General features: G+C 64.4%; 16 protein-coding genes and 2 pseudogenes. 8 read left to right on the top strand and 10 right to left on the bottom strand.

What is annotated here, in order from left to right; translation table 11 throughout:
• Positions 1-35 precede the first annotated feature (35 nt).
• Positions 36-1025, bottom strand: coding sequence for an aldo/keto reductase (locus ACU8HS_RS20045; RefSeq protein ID WP_447015055.1), 990 nt, complete (start codon positions 1023-1025; stop codon positions 36-38).
• Between the two features lie 111 nt (positions 1026-1136).
• On the opposite strand from ACU8HS_RS20045, the gene ACU8HS_RS20040 reads away from it, so the two are divergent.
• The gene (locus ACU8HS_RS20040; protein ID WP_447015054.1) at positions 1137-2096 is read left to right on the top strand and encodes an AraC family transcriptional regulator; all 960 of its coding nucleotides are present in this window, start codon (positions 1137-1139) and stop codon (positions 2094-2096) included.
• A 77-nt stretch (positions 2097-2173) separates the two neighbouring features.
• A complete protein-coding gene (locus tag ACU8HS_RS20035) occupies positions 2174-3019 on the top strand; it encodes a DUF1932 domain-containing protein (RefSeq protein WP_447015053.1) in 846 nt (281 codons plus the stop codon).
• 5 nt (positions 3020-3024) lie between these two features.
• Here the strand turns inward: ACU8HS_RS20035 and ACU8HS_RS20030 are convergent, their stop codons facing one another.
• Entirely contained in the window at positions 3025-3996 is a 972-nt protein-coding gene (locus ACU8HS_RS20030; RefSeq protein WP_447015052.1) for an alpha/beta fold hydrolase, read from the bottom strand.
• A 157-nt stretch (positions 3997-4153) separates the two neighbouring features.
• On the opposite strand from ACU8HS_RS20030, the gene ACU8HS_RS20025 reads away from it, so the two are divergent.
• A complete protein-coding gene (locus tag ACU8HS_RS20025; RefSeq protein ID WP_112706449.1) occupies positions 4154-4573 on the top strand; it encodes an Rrf2 family transcriptional regulator in 420 nt (139 codons plus the stop codon).
• On the opposite strand, the gene ACU8HS_RS20020 is transcribed toward ACU8HS_RS20025, so the two are convergent.
• The 3 genes and pseudogenes from ACU8HS_RS20020 to ACU8HS_RS20010 form a co-directional block, all read right to left on the bottom strand.
• On the bottom strand, positions 4563-5015 hold the full coding sequence (locus ACU8HS_RS20020; protein ID WP_447015051.1) for a pyridoxamine 5'-phosphate oxidase family protein: 453 nt from the start codon (positions 5013-5015) through the stop codon (positions 4563-4565). The genes ACU8HS_RS20025 and ACU8HS_RS20020 overlap by 11 nt on opposite strands.
• Before the next feature lie 97 nt (positions 5016-5112).
• Positions 5113-6096, bottom strand: coding sequence for a squalene cyclase (locus ACU8HS_RS20015; RefSeq protein ID WP_447015050.1), 984 nt, complete (start codon positions 6094-6096; stop codon positions 5113-5115).
• 332 nt (positions 6097-6428) lie between these two features.
• Positions 6429-6983, bottom strand: a pseudogene (locus tag ACU8HS_RS20010) (chromate transporter); the annotation flags it as partial.
• Between the two features lie 128 nt (positions 6984-7111).
• Here ACU8HS_RS20010 and ACU8HS_RS20005 point away from each other — a divergent pair.
• The 3 genes from ACU8HS_RS20005 to ACU8HS_RS19995 all read left to right on the top strand — a co-directional run bounded on the left by ACU8HS_RS20005 (position 7112) and on the right by ACU8HS_RS19995 (position 9783).
• A complete protein-coding gene (locus ACU8HS_RS20005; RefSeq protein WP_018858522.1) occupies positions 7112-8158 on the top strand; it encodes an IS110 family transposase in 1047 nt (348 codons plus the stop codon).
• Positions 8159-8616: 458 nt separating this feature from the next.
• Positions 8617-9240 carry an RrF2 family transcriptional regulator gene (locus ACU8HS_RS20000; protein ID WP_018858523.1) on the top strand — a complete coding sequence of 208 codons (624 nt, stop codon included), beginning with the start codon at positions 8617-8619 and terminating at the stop codon, positions 9238-9240.
• A gap of 93 nt (positions 9241-9333) precedes the next feature.
• Positions 9334-9783, top strand: a complete 450-nt coding sequence (locus ACU8HS_RS19995) for a carboxymuconolactone decarboxylase family protein (protein ID WP_018858524.1) — start codon at positions 9334-9336, stop codon at positions 9781-9783.
• Between the two features lie 163 nt (positions 9784-9946).
• On the opposite strand, the pseudogene ACU8HS_RS19990 reads toward ACU8HS_RS19995, so the two are convergent.
• From ACU8HS_RS19990 to ACU8HS_RS19980, 3 genes and pseudogenes are all read right to left on the bottom strand, one after another.
• Positions 9947-10795: pseudogene (locus ACU8HS_RS19990) on the bottom strand (chromate transporter); the annotation flags it as partial.
• Position 10796: 1 nt separating this feature from the next.
• Positions 10797-11612: a chromate resistance protein ChrB domain-containing protein gene (locus ACU8HS_RS19985; protein ID WP_447015049.1), complete on the bottom strand. Its 816-nt coding sequence runs from the start codon at positions 11610-11612 to the stop codon at positions 10797-10799.
• Between the two features lie 149 nt (positions 11613-11761).
• Positions 11762-12499 carry an SDR family oxidoreductase gene (locus ACU8HS_RS19980; RefSeq protein WP_447015048.1) on the bottom strand — a complete coding sequence of 246 codons (738 nt, stop codon included), beginning with the start codon at positions 12497-12499 and terminating at the stop codon, positions 11762-11764.
• 180 nt (positions 12500-12679) lie between these two features.
• On the opposite strand from ACU8HS_RS19980, the gene ACU8HS_RS19975 reads away from it, so the two are divergent.
• Positions 12680-13303 (top strand): TetR/AcrR family transcriptional regulator, encoded by a 624-nt coding sequence (locus ACU8HS_RS19975; protein WP_447015047.1) that lies wholly within the window; start codon positions 12680-12682, stop codon positions 13301-13303.
• 260 nt (positions 13304-13563) lie between these two features.
• Here ACU8HS_RS19975 and ACU8HS_RS19970 read toward each other — a convergent pair whose 3' ends face one another.
• Together ACU8HS_RS19970 and ACU8HS_RS19965 are read right to left on the bottom strand one after the other, a co-directional pair.
• Positions 13564-13896 carry a type II toxin-antitoxin system RelE/ParE family toxin gene (locus tag ACU8HS_RS19970; RefSeq protein WP_112706456.1) on the bottom strand — a complete coding sequence of 111 codons (333 nt, stop codon included), beginning with the start codon at positions 13894-13896 and terminating at the stop codon, positions 13564-13566.
• Positions 13883-14173, bottom strand: coding sequence for a ribbon-helix-helix domain-containing protein (locus tag ACU8HS_RS19965; RefSeq protein ID WP_112573063.1), 291 nt, complete (start codon positions 14171-14173; stop codon positions 13883-13885). Before ACU8HS_RS19965 ends, ACU8HS_RS19970 begins: the two co-directional genes overlap by 14 nt.
• Positions 14174-14529: 356 nt before the next feature.
• Here ACU8HS_RS19965 and ACU8HS_RS19960 point away from each other — a divergent pair, with 356 nt between their 5' ends.
• The gene (locus ACU8HS_RS19960) at positions 14530-14982 is read left to right on the top strand and encodes a hypothetical protein (RefSeq protein ID WP_447015046.1); all 453 of its coding nucleotides are present in this window, start codon (positions 14530-14532) and stop codon (positions 14980-14982) included.
• The last annotated feature ends 1 nt before the right edge of the window (position 14983 follow it).

Raw genomic sequence — 14983 nt, 5'->3', positions numbered from 1 at the left:
GACGGGCAAACACGCGCCAGGCCCAGCCTGGGCAATCACCGATCGATCGTCGCCATGATCCAGTCGGCATAGCGGTTCCCCGAAATCGTCCCCGTCACCAGCGCCTCGTCCAGCCGCCGCATCTCCCCGTCATCCAGCCGGACGGAAGCAGCCGCGATATTCTCCTCCAGATAGGTCCGCCGCTTGGTGCCGGGGATCGGCACGATATCCTCGCCCTTGTGCAGCAGCCAGGCGAGCGCCACCTGCCCCGGCTGGACACCCTTTTCCGCAGCCATATCGAAGACGATCCGCGCCGCCCGCTTGTTGGCATCGTAATTCGCCCCCTGATAACGCGGATCGATGCGCCGCGTATCGCCCTCCGGATAGTCTTCCGCACGCTTCACGTCGCCGGCAAGAAATCCGCGCCCCAGCGGGCAGAAGGGCACGAGGCCCACCCCCATCTCGCGCATGACCGGAATGATCTCCGGCTCCAGATTGCGCTCCCACAGCGAATATTCGCTCTGCACCGCCGTCACCGGATGCACCGCATGGGCGCGGCGCAGATTGGCGATGCCGATCTCCGAGAGGCCGAAGAAGCGCACCTTGCCCGCCCTGACGAGATCGCCAACCGTGCCGGCCACGTCCTCGATCGGCACGCTCCTGTCCAGCCGGTGCTGGTACAGGAGATCGATATGGTCGGTCTGCAGCCGCGTCAGGCAGCCTTCGACCACGCGGACGATAGTCTCCGGCCGGCTGTCGGCGCCGACGATCCTGTCGCCATCGAAGCGCGAGCCGAATTTGGTGGCGATGACGACCTTGTCGCGCCGGTCCCTGAAGGCCTTGCCGAGCAGCGCCTCGTTCCTGAACGGCCCGTAATTTTCCGCCGTGTCGAAGAAATCGCAGCCGAGTTCGATGGCCCGGTGCAGCGTCGCGATCGATTCGGCCTCGTCGGCCGGCCCGTAGGACTGGCTCATGCCCATGCAGCCGAGGCCGATCGCCCCGACCTCCAGCCCCTGGCTGCCAAGTTTGCGTCTCTTCAATGTCATCCCGCTTCTCTCTGAACGTAACCGCCGGTCTGGCGGCAGGGGCAAACGTAAGGCGGCCAATCCGGATTATGAATGCTTGAGAGTGCGGATGAGTTGCGCGATAGTACGAGAATGAACGCCGATCCCTTTTCCGACATCCTGAAATTCACAAAGGCCGAAACGCTCCTGACCGGCGGCTTCACGGCGGGAGGCGATTGGGCGATCCGCTTTCCCGTGCCGAAGACGATCAAGTTCTTCGCCGTGGTGAAAGGCAGCTGCTGGGCCGCCATCGACGGCGAGCCGGGGCCGGTGAGGTTCGAAACCGGAGATATCGGGCTGCTGGCGGCGCGGCGCGCCTTTGTCCTGTCGAGCGCGCCTGACCTTGCCGCCGTCGACGCGATGAGCATCTTTTCCGGCGCCGGCCGCTCGACGGCGCAGCTCGGTGACGGTGCCGATTTCGCCCATATCGGCGGCCATGTGCTGCTCGATCCGGTCAGTGGCCGCCTGCTGGCGGATGTCCTGCCGCCGTGGATCCACATTCGGGCCGCCTCGCAGCAGGCCGGCAACTTCCGCTGGCTTCTCGATCGGCTGGTGCTTGAGCAGGCGAGCGGCGAGCCGGGCGCGCAGCTCGCCTGCGCGCAGCTGGCCCAGCTTCTCTTCATCCAGGTGCTGCGCGCGCATCTGAAGACGAACGGCCTCATGCCCGCCAGCTGGCTGCGGGCGCTCTGCGACCCCAGGCTTTCGCCGGCACTGCGGCTGATGCATGGCGATCCCGCGCGCTCCTGGCATCTGGAGGAGCTTGCCGGCGCCTGCGCCATGTCGCGCACCACCTTCGCCTTCCACTTCCGCACCGTATCCGGCGTGGCGCCGCTGACCTATCTTTCGCAATGGCGCATGCGCCTTGCCGAACGAGCGCTGACGCAGGAGACGACGCCCGTCGCCGTGATCGCCCGATCGCTCGGCTACAGTTCGGAGAGCGCTTTCAGCAACGCGTTCAAGCGCATGACCGGCGCATCGCCCAAGGCCTGCCGAGATGCCGCCAGGGCCGCCGGTGCGCCCGACGATCTTGCCGCGCTCGAAATGCAGGCCTGAAGGCCGCATCCGCCTTGCGGCATCCGCCTTCCCGCCCTAGTCTTCCCGCATCCCCCGCCAAAGAGGTCCATCCGCCAATGTCCACCACGATCGCATTGTTCGGCGCCGGCGCCATGGGCAGCGCCGTCGGCCGCCGCCTCGTCGAGTCCGGAGCCAGGGTCGTCACCTTTCTCGAAGGGCGCAGCAGCGCCACGCTGGAGCGCGCCCGCGCCGCCGGGCTTGAAGCCGTCCCGCTTCCGGCCTTCGGCGAGGCCGATATCGTCCTTTCCATCGTGCCGCCGGCCGAGGCGCTGGCCGTGGCCGAACGCGTCGCCCCGGTGCTGCGCGCCGGCAAAGGCAAGCCGGCCTTTATCGATCTCAACGCCGTCAGCCCGAAAACCATGGAAAGGCTCGCCGCCGGCCTTGCGCCGACAGGCGCCAAGGTGCTCGACGGCTCGATCATCGGCGGCCCGCCTGTTCCGGGCAAGGCCGGCCCGGTCGTCTGCCTCAGCGGCGATCTGGCCGGCGAGCCGGAGCTGCTCTCCCGCTTCGGCCTGAAGATCCGCCCGGTCAAAGGCCCTGTCGGCGCCGCCTCGGCGCTGAAAATATGTTACGCCGGCATCAACAAGGGCATTGTCGGCCTCTCCTCCGCCATGCTGCTGGCCGCCGCCCGCAACGATGCCAGCGAGGCCCTGAAGGTGGAACTGGCTGAAAGCCAGGCCGAACTCGTAAAGCGGCTCGGCCATTCCGTTCCCGACATGTTTCCCAAGGCCTATCGCTGGGTGGCGGAAATGGAGGAGATCGCCGAATTCCTGGGCGCGGACGATCCCGCCGCCCTGATCTTCAAGGGCATGGCCGGCCTCTTCCAGACGATCGCCGACGACCGCAACGGCAGCCGGGAATTGATCGCCACGCTGGAGCGGATGCTGGAAGGCGGCCACTAAGCCCGTCAGAGGCCGCTGAGGAAATCGACGATCGCGGCGCTGACGATTTCCGGCCGCTCCTGCGCCAGCCAGTGGCCCGCGCCGGGCACGAAGCGTACTGCCCTGAGATCGCTCACAAGCCCCGGCATGGCATCGATGATCTCCCGCATTCCGGGCATGGCAAGGCCGGTATCGCGTTCGCCGGCCATGAAGAGCGCGGGAATGGCGACCTTCAGCCCCGCAAGCGCCTTCTGCAATTCCCAGTTCCGGTCGAGATTGCGATAGTAGTTCAGCCCGCCGCCGAAGCCGGATGCCCGGAAGGCTTCGACAAAGACATAGAGATCGGCCTGGGGCAGCCAGCCCGCAAGCGTCCCGCCCTCCGGCAGGCCGGCAAGCAGGCCGGATGCGCGCGACACCATGGCGAACGGGTTCGGCGTTCCGTCTCCCGGCAGGCGCGGCCCCGCCTCGCCGCTTGCGGCGTGATAGATCCTGCGCAGCGTGACCTCGGCGTCGCGCTCGAATTCGGCTTCGGCCGCGCCCGGCTGCTGGAAATAAAGCAGATAGAAAAGCTGGTCCGGGGTCGCCGGAAAGATGGTGGTCGGCGGCACCGGCGGCTGGCCCATCATCGGCACGCCCAGGGCGACGACGCCGCCGAACCTGTCCGGACGCATCAGCGCCGCCTGCCAGGCAACCGTCGCGCCCCAGTCGCTGCCGGCGATAACGGCCTTTTCCGCACCGAGCGCATCGACAAGCGCCACCATGTCGGCCACGAGATCGAAAAGCGTATAGGCGCCGGCCGCCTCGGGGCTTTCCGTGCCGCCGTAACCGCGCATATCGGGCGCCACGGCATGAAAGCCGGCCGCCGCCAGCGCCCGAACCTGATGGCGCCAGGCATGCGAGGTCTCGGGAAATCCGTGGCAGAGCAGCACCAGCGGCCCCTCGCCGGCTTCGAGGATGCGCATCCTCAGCGTTGCGGTTTCGATCGTGCGGTGCTGCATCCTGGCCTCCTGAAACGATGCGGGCGGCCGGAAGAACCGGCGGCCGCGAAATGGAATCTTTAATTCCGTATCTTTTTGCGTTACAGAAACTTGCACCACAGCAAGCGGAAGTCAATACACCGTAACATCATTTGTTACGCTTTATCGGGAGGCACGGATGCGGCAAGACGGAAGACTGGCGCGGATGATCCATGTCCTCGTCCATATGGGCCTGCTCGGCGGCCGGGAGACATCGGAGCGCATCGCCCAGATGCTCAACACCAATCCCGTCGTCGTGCGCCGCACCATGGCTTCGCTGCGCCAGCACGGCATCGTCGAATCCGAGGGCGGGCGCGGCGGCGGCTGGTCGCTGACGAAGCCGCTCGAAGAGATCACCATTCTCGACGTGCAGCGCGCCCTGCAGGGCGAAACGCTGCTCGACGCGCCGCTCTCCAACGATCACCCGTCCTGCCCGGTGGAGCGCGCCGCCAATGCCAGCCTGCAACTGGCCTTTCAAACCGCGGAACAGGCCCTGGAGCGGGAATTCGCCAGGGTGACGCTCGCCGATATCGGCAAGGCCGCCATGGTCAGGGCGTGACGAGATCGGCGTGGCCGAATCCCCTGGAATAATCGAGCACCGAAATCAGCTTCGGCACGACGCGGAAGATGCTGATCTGGTCGCGCGTCGGCATGGAGACCGCAAGATCCCGCTGCGCCGGGTATTTTGCCGGCATCATGCGCAGCACCCGGTCGGCCTCGTCGGGATCTTCCACTTTCCGCGCGAAGGCCGCCATCGACAGGCCGGTGATCTGCATCAGCTGGTCGGCATCCGGGTTGATCGTCAGCGACACCCTGTTGTCGCGCGCGATATTTGCGGCCTTCTGGCTGTCGGGGCTGCAGAGAAAATAGAGCGTCAGCCCGTCATTGACGTAGCCGACCGTCGTCGCCTGCGGCCAGCCGTCCGGCCGCAGCGTCGCCACGCTCATGAGCCGCTGCCCGTCCAGTATCGCCAGAATCCTCTTCCTGATCGCCTCGTCCATATACGCCCCCATTGCGTTTTACGACGAGGCCAGACTGCCGCCGCGACCGGGCGGCGGCATTGACGCATATCAACGCAAGGCGGCCTCGCGGACGGCATTAGCCTGCGGCAGCCGGCCGGGCGCGCCACCATTTCAGCACACGCAGCGCCCGCAGCGTCACCCAGCGCGAGGGCTCGCCCTCGCCGTCATCCATGACGAACCAGCTGCGGCCCGACAGGCGCCAGTCGAGCGGCCAGCGTCCGTCCTCCCGCTGCCGCGAGCAGAGGTATTCGATTGCCTCTCCAAGCCGCGGATCGGGTTCCGCGCCCGAAAGCATCGCCGAAGCGCGGAAATAGTCGAGCCCGCGCAGCACGTCGAAGCGCCAGCGGTTCGGATGCAGGAACTGCAGGAATGTTTCGTCGACCGGGGCGCCGGTACTCAGCCGCCGAATCAGGTGCCGCGCCAGCAGGTAATCCTCGCCGGAGCGCCGCGCCGCGCGCGATTGCGCCGTGCCGCCGGTCGCCCGCTCGTATTCCAGCAGCCCTTCCAGCACGTTGATCGTCGTATGGAAGGAGGAGCGCAGCGAGCCGTTCGCCCGCTCGCAGTTCCAGCCGCCGTCGGCCTGACGCTCGCCGAGCAATCGTTCCACGATGGGCGAGACATCGACGCCGAAATAGGCGCCGTCGGCGACCGTGCGGCCGTTGATGCATTCCTCCACCTCGCCTTGCCAGAAGGGCTGGCCGCCCTCGTCCCAGCGGCAATTGGCGCCGATGAGCGCGACGGTCCGCCTTGCCGGTTGCGAGCGCGGATCGAGGCCGAATTCGCGCAGCTGCGTCAGCGAGAAATTCGTCGCCGTCCAGGGCTGGCCGCTCGCCTGCCACTCCTCGCGCGTGAAGCCGGCGGGCAGGAAAGAACCGCCCGCCCACTGCCCGTCCGCATCCTGAAAGGAGAGCAGCCGCGCGCCCCATCCTTCCGTCTCGACCTTCTGCCGCTCGGCGGCCCAGACCGGCTCCGGCGCGTCGAGGAGATCGCGCAGCACCTGCCAGCGGATGGCGGGATCGGAGGCGAGCAGCCATTCGATCACGGATGTCTCTGACGGCATCGGCAAGTCTCCCTGTCGCCTGTCGGCCCGGTCGTTGCCGCCGAACGGCGCCTGTGCGATTGTCCGGCACAGTTTTCAGGCAGGCCGCGCTCCATCCATGACCAAAGCCAAAAAGCCCCCGAGATTGCGGCCGGCCGTGCTTGCCGCGCTCACGCTGCCGCTTGCCGCCTGCATGCCCGGCGAGGCCGCTTCCTTATACACGAAGGCCCTGCCCGAAGCACTCGAAACGACGGGCCATGTCCGATGGGGCAGCGACGGAAACTGGTTCGACATGTTTCTGCCGCTTCGCCCCGAAACCTGCGGCGCCGCCGGATCTTCCGGTGACGCGGCTCTCACGCCGGCCAGGCCATGCCGGCGACCGCGCAGCCCACGAGCACGGGAATGACCGCCAGCCTGAAGCGGAAGATCGCGATCGCGGCCGCAAGGCTGAGCAGCAGCGACGGAAGCGACAGCGAGGTCCAGACGGGCAGCTCGATCGACAAGGGGCCGATCTTTCGAACCTCGGCGCTGCGGAACAGGAAGTGCAGGCCGAACCAGATCGCAAGGTTGAGGATGACGCCGACCACCGCCGCCGTGATGGCCGACATTGCGCCCGCCAGCGCCGCATTGCCGCGCAGTCTCTCGATGAAGGGCGCGCCGAGGAAGATCCAGAGGAAACACGGAACGAACGTCACCCAGGTCGTCAGCACGGCCGCGCATGTCGCCGCCGTCAGCGGGTTCAGGCTGCCGGGATCGCGATAGGCGCCCATGAAACCGACGAACTGCAGAACCATGATCAGCGGGCCGGGCGTCGTTTCCGCCATGCCCAGACCGTCGAGCATGTCGGTGGGTTTCAGCCATCCGAAATGCTGGACGGCCTCCTGCGCGACATAGGCGAGCACAGCATAGATGGGCTAATCGGCTCTGTGCCTCAAGCTGGCCGATCGGAGAACGGGAAGCATCGGACGGTGGCTGATGATAAAACGCGGTCAGTATGACGCAGCCACATTTTATCATCAGAGAGAGGAGCGCATCCATGAAACATTATGTCGGTCTCGATGTCTCCATCAAGGAGACGAGTGTTTGCATTGTCGATGAGAACGGGAAACTCTGCCGAGAACGAAAGGTCGCGTCACACCCGGATGACCTCGTCGCTATTTTGAACGATCCGGCGCTAAACCTGGACAGGATCGGTTTGGAGGCCGGTCCATTATCGCAATGGTTATTCGACGGATTGGCTAAAGCAGGCTTCCCGGTCGTCTGCATCGAGACTCGCCATACCAAAGCCTTTCTTGAAGCACTCCAGCAAAACAAAAGTGACCGGAACGACGCGAGGGGCATCGCCAATATGATGCGCGTCGGCTTGTTCAAGGATGTGCATGTGAAGACGCTTGGGAGTCAAAAGCGCCGCGCGTTGCTGACAGCACGCTCTTTGCTGCAGGAAAAGGCGATCGATCTTGAGAACGAGATGCGCGGCCTTCTGCGCAATTTTGGACTGAAGGTCGGCCAGACCTCTGGCGGCACCTTCGAGCGGAGGATTCTGGAACTCGTAGAAAATGATGCTGAACTGGTAGAGATCATGCAGCCTCTGCTCGACGGCCGGCGCAAATTGCGAGAGGGTCTTGCCAAACTCGAGAAGCGGGTTCGCAGCGAGGCAAAAAATGACGACGTTTGCAGGCGCTTGATGACTGTGCCTGGGGTCGGCGCTGTCGTCTCGCTCGCCTACGTCGCGACTGTCGACATCCCGACGCGCTTCCGGCATTCACGTTCGGTGGGAGCGGTACTTGGCTTGACGCCTGTACTCAACCAATCGGGCGAGGTGAGCCGGGTTGGGCATGTCTCACTTCGCGGCGATGCCATGATGCGACGGCTTCTTTATGAAGCCGCCCAATCAATGATGACCCGCGTAGTGAAATGGTGCTGGCTGAAGGCTTGGGCCATGAATGTCGCGAAGCGACATGGCAGCAAGAAAGCGAAGGTGGCATTGGCTCGTCGTCTCGCGGTCGTCATGCATCGAATGTGGGTGGATGGTTCAGAGTTTCGCTGGACGAAAATAGAGCCCCCTACGTCGGTGGCAGCCTAGCTGAGGGACCGAGAAAATATCTTGAAGCCAATTCAGAGTTCCGCGTAGCAGCGGAAGGCGTCCTTCGCGGACGACGGTGATGCGAGTTCGTGGCGGCGTTTATTCCGATGAATTTTCATCAGGATGCAGCATAGATTGGACCGCATTATCTACGGAACCCCATCATGGGAGGGCTTTGTGCCGATCCCGGAGAGAAGCGCGGGCCGCGAACGTCAAACGCTATGTGGTGTACAGGTATGACCGGCCGGCGTTTGCCGAGCAGCGATTTCGGCTGCTCTGCGCCAACAGCAGACTTCGGGCAACGCGAATCTGAGATCAGAAACCGGAGTTTCTCTCGATTGCATTCGGCTCATCAGTCGAACTCTGCTTGGGACCGTTTGACAATTTCGCCGTTGACTCTTTAACGCGGATAGAGTTAGGTTGCGTTAAGTCTAATGCGGACTTGATGAGGTGGCGTTATGTCGAATGATGAGGGGCAAGTTGACGCCGAAGGCGATCAACACCCGGCCAATAGCGGGATGCCTGATCGACGCAAAGGCGTGAGTCTGTTCGGGGTCTCGGTCGAATACGGGCTTCACACCCTGCTGTGGCTCATCTCCGAGCATCCGAAGCGCGCGAGCAGCCGAGACCTCGCAGAGATGCAGGGCGTTCCCACCGCCATGCTGGCGAAGATCATGCCGAAGCTGGAAAAGGCCGGGATCGTCTCATCGAGCGATGGGATCAGCGGCGGCTACGAACTGGCCAAGCCGCCAGCGAATATCTCTGTGCTTGAGGTCGTGGACGCCATCGAGGGCGATCGAAAACTGTTTGATTGCAAGGAGGTCCGTCGAGGCTGTGTTCTGTTTGGCGGAACGCCGCCACCATGGTCGGTGGATGGTGTCTGTCGCATTCATGCGGTCATGCTGCGCGCTGAACGGCGCATGCGTTCTGAACTCGACAAGACGAGCCTTGCCGATCTTGCGCAGGGCGGAAGACCGGAAGAATTCGAAAACCTTGTCGCGGACTGGTTCCGCGACCGGACATCGGCACGGGAGACGGCGCGCGTCACGGCGCTGAGAGAAGGACGCCGCTCTCCACGCTGACGACACCACGGAGAATTCGGAAATTCCTGCCGACGGCGCGCTGTGCCGGCGACGGGAGAACTGCAACCATGAGAAACAGGAAAGGAACCATCCATGGCCCGTCTGAACTGGTACGAAGTAGCTCCCGAGGGCGCAAAGGCGCTGTTCGGTGTCCACCACTACGTCACGAAGAACACTAATCTGCCCGAGGAGCTAATCCACCTCGTCTTCCTCCGGGTCTCCCAGATCAATGGCTGCGCCCACTGCATCGACATGCATGGTCGCGATCTTCGCAAGACCATGTCGGTCGACAAGGTCGCTCTGGTATCGGTCTGGGACGAAGTGCCCCATCTGTTTACCGACCAGCAACGCGCAGCCTTGGCTTGGGCCGAAGAAGTGACCCGGGTCAGCGAAACGCACGCATCCGATGAAGCGTATGCCGCAGCAGCCTCGGCCTTCGAGCCGAAGGACCTGGTCGATCTGACGATCACAATCGCAGCGATGAACGCTTTCAATCGTCTGGGTGCCCCTTTCCGTCTCCCGGTGTCGGCCAAGGCGGCCTGAGCCAACCAAGGCGGGCGGGGCATCTCCACTCCGTCCGCCGAACTCGGTCCCAGCAGTCTTGCAATCATTTCAGGCGTGTCACGACCGCTTAGGGCCGACTGCGGACGATGCGTCCCGTCGGCTTGGGATCGGCGGGAATGTGCTTGACGTTACCCCGCCGATTAGAGAAGGCGCCGCCGAACGTCACCAGAGCCATCTTGCTGAAGAACACGCCGATCTGCGTGAAGATATCTCCGGGGCCGAGGAAGAGATAAAGCAGCAGCAGCGGCAGCAGCCAGAGCGCCACGAAAACCGCCGATATCCGCAGCGACCAGCCAAGGTTCGGCCGCGCATGCGGCGGTATCTCTTCGCCGAGCAGCGCCTCGGCGTCGGCCAGGACCGCGCCGCCGCCCGCCTTGTGCCCGCCACCGCCCTGAAACAGGCGCGAGCCCGACATCGACCCGACGAACCCGATGACGGCGGCGGCCAGGATGATGACGGGAAAAGGCACGTGCAGGACGAAGATCGCCAGGAAAGCGGCCGCAGCGATTGCAATCATCGCCCTGTTCCTCAATGCGCGGCCGCCGACCCTGACGACAGCCTGGACGACGACGGCAAGGACGGCCGCCTTCAGCCCGAAGAACAGCCCCTCGACGGCATCGACGCTGCCGAGGCTCACGTAGAGGTAGCTGAGCGCCAGGATGGACAGAAAGCCCGGAAGCACGAACAGGATGCCGGCCACCAGGCCGCCGGCGGTCCGGTGCATCAGCCAGCCGATATAGATGGCAAGCTGCTGCGCCTCCGGTCCCGGAAGCAGCATGCAATAGTTCAGCGCGTGCAGGAAACGCTGCTCGCCGATCCACTTCCTCTCGTCGACGACGATGCGGTGCATGACGGCGATCTGCCCGGCCGGCCCGCCGAAGCTGAGGGCCGCGACCCGCAGCCAGACGCGAAAGGCCTCGCCGAAGGTGACGCCATGCGGGTTCGGCGACGCGCCGGCGGCGGGCGTCGCGGGGCTGACGGCGCTGGTCATGTCAGCCTCCCTTTTTCGGCGAGGGCCAGTTGTGCGTCTCGTCCGTGGCGTCGCGGCACCAGCGATAGAAGGCATCGTAGAGCAGCATGCCGGCATCGAGCTGCCTGAGATCGTCGACGAACATGCGCGACAGGCCGAGCGAGGCGGCAAGCAGGCCCGCCACCTCGGGCGCAAGCTCCGGGCGGGCGGTATCGGCGCCGCGGACGATCGTCGCAAGCCTCGACAGCGGCTCCGAAGCAAGACCGAATTCCTCGACCATCACGTCGAAGGTGCAGAACTCGCCACGATGGCTCCAGAACACGTCCTCGACATCGAACGGCACCGCGCCGAAGCGCTCGGCAACCGGGGAGACGTCCGATGTCGGCACGAAGAGAAAGACGGCCTGCGGATCGACGAAGCGCCGGATGAGCCAGGGGCAGGCAATGCGGTCGATCTTCGGGCGCGCCCGCGTGACCCAGACCGTCCGCCCCTGCCCGTCGCGTGGCGGCAGCCTGCCGGCGGGCACGGCCGCGCCGCCGGCGCCCGTCCAAGCCTCGAAGCCGCCTTCCAGCACTTCCGCGGCCGTGCCGGCATGACGGATATGGGCGGCGACCCCGTGGCTAAGCTTTCCGCCCGCCTGGCAGACGACCACCACCGGGCCGGCAAGACCGCCGGCCCATTCCGTTACATCGCTGTGGGATCTGCGGATCGAGCCCGGCACAAGCCGCGGATCGCGGGCGAAATCCTCTTCGCTGCGCACATCGACGATGACGGGCGCATTGGGCGTGCCGACCATGCGGGCAAGCTTGTCTGACGATATTTCGAGAAATGACGGCATGACGCGTCCCTCCGTTGTTCGGTTTCATGGACGCGATTCTTCGGCATGTCGCCTCGTGGGGTGATCGCAACCCCATAGCGTTTTTATGCGCGCCGCCGTTTTTCGTGTCAAGCGGCCGCCGGCGGGCGCGTGTCTGTCGCAACCTCCCGTCAGTTCCGCCCGCCGTTTGCGCGGATCACCTGCCCGTTGACCCAACCGCTTTCGCCGCTCGCCAGAAACGCGACGATCCGGGCGATATCCTCCGGCTGGCCGAGGCGGCCGAGCGGGATTTCGCTGGTCAGGCGCTCGATCACCTCCGGCGGGCGGCCGGCGAGCAGCAGTTCGGTCGCGACCGGGCCGGGAGCGACCGCGTTGACGGTGATGCCGCGCGGGCCGAGTTCCTTGGCGAGGATGTGGGTCATCGCCTCCACCGCCGCCTTCGTGGCCGTGTAGACGGCGTTGCCCGGCGAATAATGGCCGATGATGCTGGTCGACAGGTTGACGATGCGCCCGCCTTCGGCCATGCGCCTTGCGCCCTCGCGCATGCCGTTGAACGTGCCGGTCAGGTTCACGGCGACCAGCCGGTTGTAGTCCTCGTCGCGGACCTCTGCGAGCGGCCCGAAAGCGGTGACGCCGGCATTGTTGACGAGCACGTCCACCGTGCCGAACTCCGCCTCGCCGCGCGCGAAAAGGTCCGCCACCGCCCCGGCATCCGAGACGTCGGCGCGGAGGGCGAGCGCATGGCCGCCCTCGGCGGCGATGGCGGCCACCACCGCGCCCGCGGCGGCGGCATCCGCGGCATAGTTGACGATTGTCCGGAAGCCGTCGGCCGCAAGCCGCCTGGCAATGGCTGCGCCGATGCCCCTGGAGGCGCCGGTCACGATGGCGGTCTTCATGTCCCTGGTCATGTCGTTTTTCCCTTCCGTTCCGGCAGAAGCGGTCGCAGGCGCAGCAAGGCGCATCCGCATCACCGCCCGGTGACACGCCGCAAGAACCGGCTTGCCGTGCTGCCCGACCGCTTGTGCGCTCGATCTGACGGCGATAATGTGAGCGATAACTCGCTTTTTCGCCACTCGCATTTGAGGCCCATGCCCGACAGCCCCCACAAGAGCCGCTCAACGCCCAGAAAAGCGCCGCGACAGGCCCGTTCGCTCGCAACCGTCTCGGCCATCGTCGAGGCTGCGGCTCGCATTCTGGAAGAGCGCGGTCATGAGGGCTTTTCCACCAATGCGGTGGCGGAAAGGGCCGGCGTCAGCGTCGGCTCGCTCTACCAGTATTTCCCGCGCAAGGACGCGCTGATCGGCGCCCTGATCCAGCGGCAGGCCGTGTCACTCATCGGTGACGCGGAAAAGGCCGCCGAGCAGCCGACCGGGCAAGCCGCGCTTTCGGCCCTGATCGCGCCCTGCGTCCACCACCAGCTTGAGCGCCCTGCCCTTGCCCGCCTGCTGGATTACGAGGAGGCGCGCCTGCCGCTCGACCCCGAGACAGAGCGGGTCAAGCAGCGCTTTTTCGAACTCACCCGCGCCACGCTCCTTCGCCCCGACCTGCCGCGGCAGCCCGATACCGATCTTGCCGCGCATGACGTGGTGGCGATCGTCAAGGGCATGATCGATGCCGCCGGCGAGCATGGCGAGGAGGACAGACAGGGGCTGACGGAGCGCGTCCGCCGCGCCGTCATCGGCTATCTCGCCACCGCCCCGGATGCCGGGTGATCCAGAACAAAGCCGCGGTCCTGGAGTGCCGCCGCGGGTCTTCATGGGCAGGATCGACGCGGCGGCCCATGTACGGTCCTCACACCCATCATCGCCTACACCTACCAGATCGGCGTGGTCCTCTGCCCGATCGGCATCATCATCTGGGTCGCTTCGCCGGGTAAAAGTCAGGCCGGAATCGCCCTGGCCCTGGGCGGTGTGTTGTTATTTGTCATGCCGCGAGCGCGCTGCGCGCGCCAACTGGACGTGACGGGAAATTCTCAGGATTCCTGCTCATCCACGTCGTCGCCTTCGCGGAACAGGGCATCATAGTCCCGGCCGCCGTAAAACACGTTGACGATCTCGACGGCGTCGGTGACGTGATAGGCAATCACAGCGGAGCGCTCAAACGGCACGGTTCGCAAGCCGGGCGAAAGATCGTCCCGAGGACGGCCGCCATTCGGCGCATCGCCGATCTTGCGGCACCTCGCCATGATGCGCTTCACAAAGCGGTTGGCCGTGACATGGCTTTGACTCATGTCGGCAATGAGGATGTAGATCTGGCGAAGGTCGTTAAGCGCCTCGGGCCGGTAGATGACCCTAGCGCGCCGCATTGCGGGATGCTTTTTCCTGACCTTTCATGAAACGGTCCATTTCCGCGTCCGCCTCGTCTGCCGACAAGCTTGGGCGTGGATCATCCAAAGAACGTCGAATGCGCGCGCGCATGGCATTAAGCCGCTCGGCGTCTTCAAGGCGCTGACGCTGCCAGACGCGCACCGCATCGCGCATCGCTTCGCTTGTCGTCGCGAATTCCCCAGCCTCGACCGTATCGCGAATACTCTGCAACATATCGGCGGTCAGGGTAATGGTCACCTTTTCGGCATTTCGCATGGTCGTAAACTTTCCTCGGTTGCTTATAAAGTATGATAAAATCATACCTGACACCAGCAAAACATCATCGTCGTTGACAAGGCGAACCATGCACCTTTCTGAAAAAAGGCCGCCAGATCCGCTCTAAACGAGCCGGTGATATTTATCACGATGGAAGCATAATTCGACATTTTGCGCCGACCTCGGCCGCGCAAGTGCTTGCAAAAGTATCGATACTCATTCCGTCGGCTGGCTCGACAACGCCAGATTTGGTTACCACGCCCTCCAGAAACGCCGCCTCACCCTCTGCCCGGCGAAAAGTCATATCGACATAGGCACAATAGTAAACCGAGACGGGTCCGATCTGGAGACGCTGAATGAAAACACCGGTTTCTGGATCATCGAATGGAATACTAAGAGCCGGAGCTGCCGCGTCCAAATTAAAGGAGAACGTCGTACCGACTTCCATTGTGAGATGTAGGCACGTCAAAATCTCCTCGTGGCTGTCGAGGATATCGGAACAGTCGGCGGAACTGTTTGACCGGCACGGCGCGCTCTTCATGGATAAGGAGGATGACGACGGGATTCTTCCACGGCTCGTCTCAGGCCGCGATGAATCGCTAGTTCAGCAGGTATTCGAGAGCTTTTACGCGATCAATCTTACCTACGATATGACGGATCAATGGATCAGGCGCCCCGGCCCGTTCACCTATAACTACCGATGGCTCAGCCAGAACGGCAGCCATGAGGATATAAAAGGCTTTGCTAATCAGCACTTTGAAATGATCTACGGCGTGAAGCCGGACACCGTGGTCAATCTGGCTACGTGAG

The sequence above is a fragment of the Rhizobium sp. KDH_Rht_773_N genome, assembly GCF_052946295.1.
This window is presented reverse-complemented; position numbering and strand designations above follow the sequence as displayed.

Excerpts from the sequence above, each read along its gene's own strand:
- ACU8HS_RS20045 (WP_447015055.1), bottom strand. The coding sequence starts at position 1,025 with ATGACATTGAAGAGACGCAAACTTGGCAGCCAGGGGCTGGAGGTCGGG.
- ACU8HS_RS20040 (WP_447015054.1), top strand. The coding sequence starts at position 1,137 with ATGAACGCCGATCCCTTTTCCGACATCCTGAAATTCACAAAGGCCGAA.
- ACU8HS_RS20035 (WP_447015053.1), top strand. The coding sequence starts at position 2,174 with ATGTCCACCACGATCGCATTGTTCGGCGCCGGCGCCATGGGCAGCGCC.
- ACU8HS_RS20030 (WP_447015052.1), bottom strand. The coding sequence starts at position 3,996 with ATGCAGCACCGCACGATCGAAACCGCAACGCTGAGGATGCGCATCCTC.
- ACU8HS_RS20025 (WP_112706449.1), top strand. The coding sequence starts at position 4,154 with ATGCGGCAAGACGGAAGACTGGCGCGGATGATCCATGTCCTCGTCCAT.
- ACU8HS_RS20020 (WP_447015051.1), bottom strand. The coding sequence starts at position 5,015 with ATGGACGAGGCGATCAGGAAGAGGATTCTGGCGATACTGGACGGGCAG.
- ACU8HS_RS20015 (WP_447015050.1), bottom strand. The coding sequence starts at position 6,096 with ATGCCGTCAGAGACATCCGTGATCGAATGGCTGCTCGCCTCCGATCCC.
- ACU8HS_RS20005 (WP_018858522.1), top strand. The coding sequence starts at position 7,112 with ATGAAACATTATGTCGGTCTCGATGTCTCCATCAAGGAGACGAGTGTT.
- ACU8HS_RS20000 (WP_018858523.1), top strand. The coding sequence starts at position 8,617 with ATGTCGAATGATGAGGGGCAAGTTGACGCCGAAGGCGATCAACACCCG.
- ACU8HS_RS19995 (WP_018858524.1), top strand. The coding sequence starts at position 9,334 with ATGGCCCGTCTGAACTGGTACGAAGTAGCTCCCGAGGGCGCAAAGGCG.
- ACU8HS_RS19985 (WP_447015049.1), bottom strand. The coding sequence starts at position 11,612 with ATGCCGTCATTTCTCGAAATATCGTCAGACAAGCTTGCCCGCATGGTC.
- ACU8HS_RS19980 (WP_447015048.1), bottom strand. The coding sequence starts at position 12,499 with ATGACCAGGGACATGAAGACCGCCATCGTGACCGGCGCCTCCAGGGGC.
- ACU8HS_RS19975 (WP_447015047.1), top strand. The coding sequence starts at position 12,680 with ATGCCCGACAGCCCCCACAAGAGCCGCTCAACGCCCAGAAAAGCGCCG.
- ACU8HS_RS19970 (WP_112706456.1), bottom strand. The coding sequence starts at position 13,896 with ATGCGGCGCGCTAGGGTCATCTACCGGCCCGAGGCGCTTAACGACCTT.
- ACU8HS_RS19965 (WP_112573063.1), bottom strand. The coding sequence starts at position 14,173 with ATGCGAAATGCCGAAAAGGTGACCATTACCCTGACCGCCGATATGTTG.
- ACU8HS_RS19960 (WP_447015046.1), top strand. The coding sequence starts at position 14,530 with ATGAAAACACCGGTTTCTGGATCATCGAATGGAATACTAAGAGCCGGA.